Origin of the sequence: Holdemania filiformis DSM 12042, from assembly GCF_000157995.1 — a bacterium.
Lineage (GTDB): Bacteria > Bacillota_I > Bacilli_A > Erysipelotrichales > Erysipelotrichaceae > Holdemania > Holdemania filiformis.
The window spans coordinates 295,278-299,310 of sequence record NZ_GG657561.1; the positions used below are offsets into that span (position 1 = coordinate 295,278).

At 45.4% G+C, this 4,033-nt stretch carries 8 protein-coding genes; 7 read left to right on the forward strand and 1 reads right to left on the reverse strand.

Annotated elements, in window-relative coordinates:
* Positions 1-99: 99 nt before the first annotated feature.
* From HOLDEFILI_RS14060 to HOLDEFILI_RS14070, 4 genes are all read left to right on the forward strand, one after another.
* The gene (locus tag HOLDEFILI_RS14060) at positions 100-462 is read left to right on the forward strand and encodes a helix-turn-helix domain-containing protein (protein WP_006060467.1); all 363 of its coding nucleotides are present in this window, start codon (positions 100-102) and stop codon (positions 460-462) included.
* On the forward strand, positions 422-799 hold the full coding sequence (locus HOLDEFILI_RS14065; protein ID WP_003020283.1) for a TnpV protein: 378 nt from the start codon (positions 422-424) through the stop codon (positions 797-799). The genes HOLDEFILI_RS14060 and HOLDEFILI_RS14065 overlap by 41 nt, the downstream gene beginning before the upstream one ends.
* Before the next feature lie 144 nt (positions 800-943).
* Positions 944-1,108 (forward strand): hypothetical protein, encoded by a 165-nt coding sequence (locus HOLDEFILI_RS19905; RefSeq protein ID WP_006060468.1) that lies wholly within the window; start codon positions 944-946, stop codon positions 1,106-1,108.
* A 53-nt stretch (positions 1,109-1,161) separates the two neighbouring features.
* The gene (locus HOLDEFILI_RS14070; RefSeq protein ID WP_006060469.1) at positions 1,162-1,686 is read left to right on the forward strand and encodes a hypothetical protein; all 525 of its coding nucleotides are present in this window, start codon (positions 1,162-1,164) and stop codon (positions 1,684-1,686) included.
* Positions 1,687-1,783: 97 nt separating this feature from the next.
* Here HOLDEFILI_RS14070 and HOLDEFILI_RS14075 read toward each other — a convergent pair whose 3' ends face one another.
* On the reverse strand, positions 1,784-2,590 hold the full coding sequence (locus HOLDEFILI_RS14075; RefSeq protein ID WP_006060470.1) for a helix-turn-helix transcriptional regulator: 807 nt from the start codon (positions 2,588-2,590) through the stop codon (positions 1,784-1,786).
* A gap of 482 nt (positions 2,591-3,072) precedes the next feature.
* Between HOLDEFILI_RS14075 and HOLDEFILI_RS14080 the strand changes: the two genes are divergently transcribed.
* The 3 genes from HOLDEFILI_RS14080 to HOLDEFILI_RS14090 are packed head-to-tail and all read left to right on the forward strand — an operon-like array spanning position 3,073 to position 3,888.
* On the forward strand, positions 3,073-3,261 hold the full coding sequence (locus tag HOLDEFILI_RS14080) for a hypothetical protein (RefSeq protein ID WP_006060471.1): 189 nt from the start codon (positions 3,073-3,075) through the stop codon (positions 3,259-3,261).
* Entirely contained in the window at positions 3,258-3,599 is a 342-nt protein-coding gene (locus HOLDEFILI_RS14085) for a DeoR family transcriptional regulator (protein ID WP_006060472.1), read from the forward strand. The genes HOLDEFILI_RS14080 and HOLDEFILI_RS14085 overlap by 4 nt, the downstream gene beginning before the upstream one ends.
* Positions 3,592-3,888 carry a DUF3847 domain-containing protein gene (locus HOLDEFILI_RS14090; RefSeq protein WP_002594808.1) on the forward strand — a complete coding sequence of 99 codons (297 nt, stop codon included), beginning with the start codon at positions 3,592-3,594 and terminating at the stop codon, positions 3,886-3,888. Before HOLDEFILI_RS14085 ends, HOLDEFILI_RS14090 begins: the two co-directional genes overlap by 8 nt.
* Positions 3,889-4,033: the final 145 nt, after the last annotated feature.

The following is a 4,033-nucleotide window of genomic DNA, read 5'->3' on the forward strand; positions in this document are numbered from 1 at the left end:
GAGCCAAGGAATCAAGCAGTTGATGGCTAATTAAAGGGAACAAAAAGAAAGGAAAAGCACAATCCAGACGGTATCAGCGGCAGGCTACAAGAATAAATTGTGATTTCACAAGATTGGTGTTATAATAAGAGAAAAGCTCCTGCCGGGGCAGCCGCCCCGGTGGTATGGGTAGAAAGGCAGGAAAACAATATGCACATCAGCTATAAACCACTCTGGCACACACTGTTAGAGCGTGATATGCGAAAAGAAGATTTAAGGCTTGCCGCTGGTATGACAACGAATATGATTGCCAACATGAGTAAAGAGGGAAAGCACATCAGCATGGACACATTAGCCCGTATCTGCGAAACGCTGAATTGTGAGATTACCGATGTGATTGAGTTAGTACCAGACGAGCCTACTTCCACAGGAGGTAAGGAACATGAGCGAACTGAAACCAAGAATAACGGAAAACGGAATTGATTATATCCTTGTCGGAGATTACTATATCCCGGATTTGAAGCTGCCGAAGGAACACCGCCCTATTGGAAAGTACGGACGGATGCACAGGGAATATTTAAGGGAAGTCCACCCAGTCAGATTGAACACATTGACCTTGACCGGGGAGTTATGGACATACCTTGCAGACCTGAACGAACAGGCACAGGAACGGTTAGACACCATCATGGAGCAGATGAAAGATGCCGAGGGCGTGACCGAGGAATTGAAACGAACCCAAGAAATGGAATGGGTGCGGCGTTGCAATAACATTCACAACCGGGCAGAAGAAATTATTTTGCAAGAGATGATTTATTCATAACGGTATGATAGAATGATTATGACAAATCGGGATTTGCAAAGGAGCGTGATTGTATATTTTGTTGGACGCGTTGTTGGAAATGTTGTGCCGTTTAAGTTGGATAGGTAGACGAGCGACAATTTGAAGTTGTGGAGGAAAAGCATTATGAAAAAAATTATGTTTGGTAACAGTTTAATGCTCTTAGGTATTGCAATAATGATTCTTGCAGGTTTAGAGCTGATATACATTGGTATTGTGTGGGCGTCTTTTCTTTTAATACCTGTAGGATTTATTATGGCTGTTATAGGGTTTTTTAGCAAAGACAGTTAAATACCGGTTTGTCGAATTAAGAAAATCGGTAGTTGACAAGGAGTTTTGATAGCATGAAAAAAATATTTCTTAAAATTGTGATAGGGGTTGTTCTTGTTTGTATTTTATTTGTTTGTTTTCTTTATACGAACAATGAGATCGGCGTGACTTCATCTAAGCTGGAGACAGATATTCGTTCGTCGCAGAAGATTAAGGATGATTGGACGGTCGATGGAAGCGTTTCCAGCACGATGGCTGCATATATTTCTTACCCTCAGGATTTGAGTGACCATTCTTTTTCCGTCTATGTCAACCGCCCTGGTCTTTCCTTTGGATACTTTTTCCGTGGGGGTGGAAAACTTTCGGGGGTTCAAAGAGGAATTGCCGAGTACACTGTAGAAGGATATAATGAGCGAGCATTTATTTCTATGAATCAGCAACAGGTAACACAGCTTGAAATAGATGACGGCAACACAATTCAAGTGCTTGACATTGACAGCAATAAACCTTTTGCGATTGTTTTGCCTATAAATGCGGGAACCATTACATTCTATGATGTGAATGGCAATACTGTGGAATACTGGAACAATTCTCTTTGACAACTTCCAGTTTGTCGTTCTAAAAATTCAACTGAATAATCCCAGCAAAAACCGCTGCTACATGGAAGCCAACAAACCATGCAACAGCGGTTTTTCTTTACCGTTTTTTCCTTTGGCTGATAGGCGTTCCCATTTTCTTTGATTTTTTGAGAATCCGAATCAGCCAGCGAAATTCTTCATCTGACAGATTTTTATAGTTGATGCCGAGCTGTTTGCAGTAAAGTACAACGAGCTTTTCATCCCGGCTGCCCTTGAAATTTTCGACCGCTTCCAGATTTTCTTTCAGTTCATCGGCAACGGTGGTCTGGGGCGCACTCTCACTGTCCTTTTTATGGGCTTCTCGAATATCCCGGATAATGAGGTTGAGGTCATCCAGAACCATGTGACTGAAATACTCATCATCACTGATATGGGCGGCTTGCAGTACCTTCAAATGCGGGTCATCTTCGCCGGGGCGATACCGTTCAATGATTTCATGCCGGACGGTATCGACAAGGGCGTTGAGGTTTTGAATCTGCATGGTGGCAATCCCATCCACATAAATCTCAATGTCCGCAAGAAACTTGATAAAGTCCTTATGGGTGGCAAGTTCGCACAGCAGACGGTTGTTAATCCGACCGCTTTTCAGAAGTGCTACCATCTCATCACTCAAATGCAGCTCCCTTAATGGCGTGTTGATCTCCGCCCGGTTCTCTGTCCGGCAAAAGAGATAATCGAGGGACACCCCATAAAAATCTGCCAGCAGGATAAGGTTGCCATGATTGATTTCCTTATAGTCATCTTTTTCATAACTGCCAAGAGCCGATTTTGAAATACCCGTTTGCTCTGCCAGTTCTTCCAGTTTTAATCCTTTGTTTAATCGTAAATCTTTTAGCCGTTCCTGTATTGTAGTAGCTCCGTTCATTGAAGCAGTTCCCCCTTCTGACGACATTTATAACCGTTGAATTGATTATACCATATCAATTCCGCAATCGTGGAAATTTCTGATTTTTCCCCGAATTCCTACTTTGTGGACATACGGCACAGGGCACAAAAATGTTCTATGATACAGGTAGTTCATCGATGGATTATTCCAATCGAATGACCAGCCTGTGTGGGATATGCTTCCCCGGCGATGTAGTGCCATGACTTTTGGCAGGGATATGGAGGAACCCTGACCAAAACGAGCATACCAAAGGGAGCGATACGCCGCTGTGAGATTCAGGGGAGGAACGACACCGGGGAGAACTGGCGAACTGACACCGAAATGATACCGAAACACGACAATCTGATAGGGGGATAGTCTACCCTATCGCTGATACTTCGGGAGATTTTAAGCGGCTATATGGCTGTAATTTTGCCGAAAATCGCCCCGAAACTATACACGAAAACGGGAGGAAGCGCAATATGCCGAGAATGAGCAAAAAGAGGAAGCATGAGCTTTCCTTTTACCTCAATGACCGGGGGCGTGTCACTTACAACGAATTATGCCGGAAATGCCAGCATGGGTGCAGGCAGAGCTTCCGGGCGGTTGTGGTTGACTGCCCCCGTTATTTATCCAAACGAGCAAGGAAAAAGGAGGAACACACCGAATGAATTTTGAATTTATGACGATAGACACACCATTGCCGCCCTGTATGCCCTTTCCCAGAGCGTTGACAGGATTTCCAGTCAGCAGCACCGCAAAGGTCATGTACTGCCGGATGTTGGACGCTATGCTATCCAAAGGGCAGGAGGACGAGAACGGAATCCTGTTTGTCTGCTTCCCTGTCACAGCCATTGCCGCAGTCCTGTCCCGCAGCTCTATGACGGTCAAGCGTTCTTTGAATGAACTGGAAAACGCCGGACTTATCATGCGGGTGCGTCAGGGCGTTGGAGAACCAAATAGGATTTATGTGCTGATACCGGGAAAGGAGGACGCTGCCCTTGCCTGATACCTCAAAGCTGGAAAAACTCAATCGGGAGTTGGAGAAAAGCGAAAAGAAACTGCGGAAAGCCATCAATGATGAAAAGGCATTGCAGCACCAGTTAAAGCAGCTTACCCGAAAGGAACGGACGCACCGGCTCTGTACTCGTGGCGGTATGCTGGAAAGTTTTCTGCAAGAGCCGGAACGCCTGACAGATGATGATGTCATGCTGTTGTTGAAACTCATTTTTCACAGGCAGGACACGCAGGAACTATTGAAAAAACTGCTGGAACGGGAGAAGCCGGAAACCCCTTAGTTTACTAAGGGCGCAATTATACACCACCCAGAGGTTGGTGTATTGCGTTCTCCGAAGGCTCCTCGCCGGAGGGCTGTGATTTTCCGCAGTCAAGGTCTGCTCCAAATCATACAGGGGACGCTACGCTTCCCCTGCGCTGGCTGCC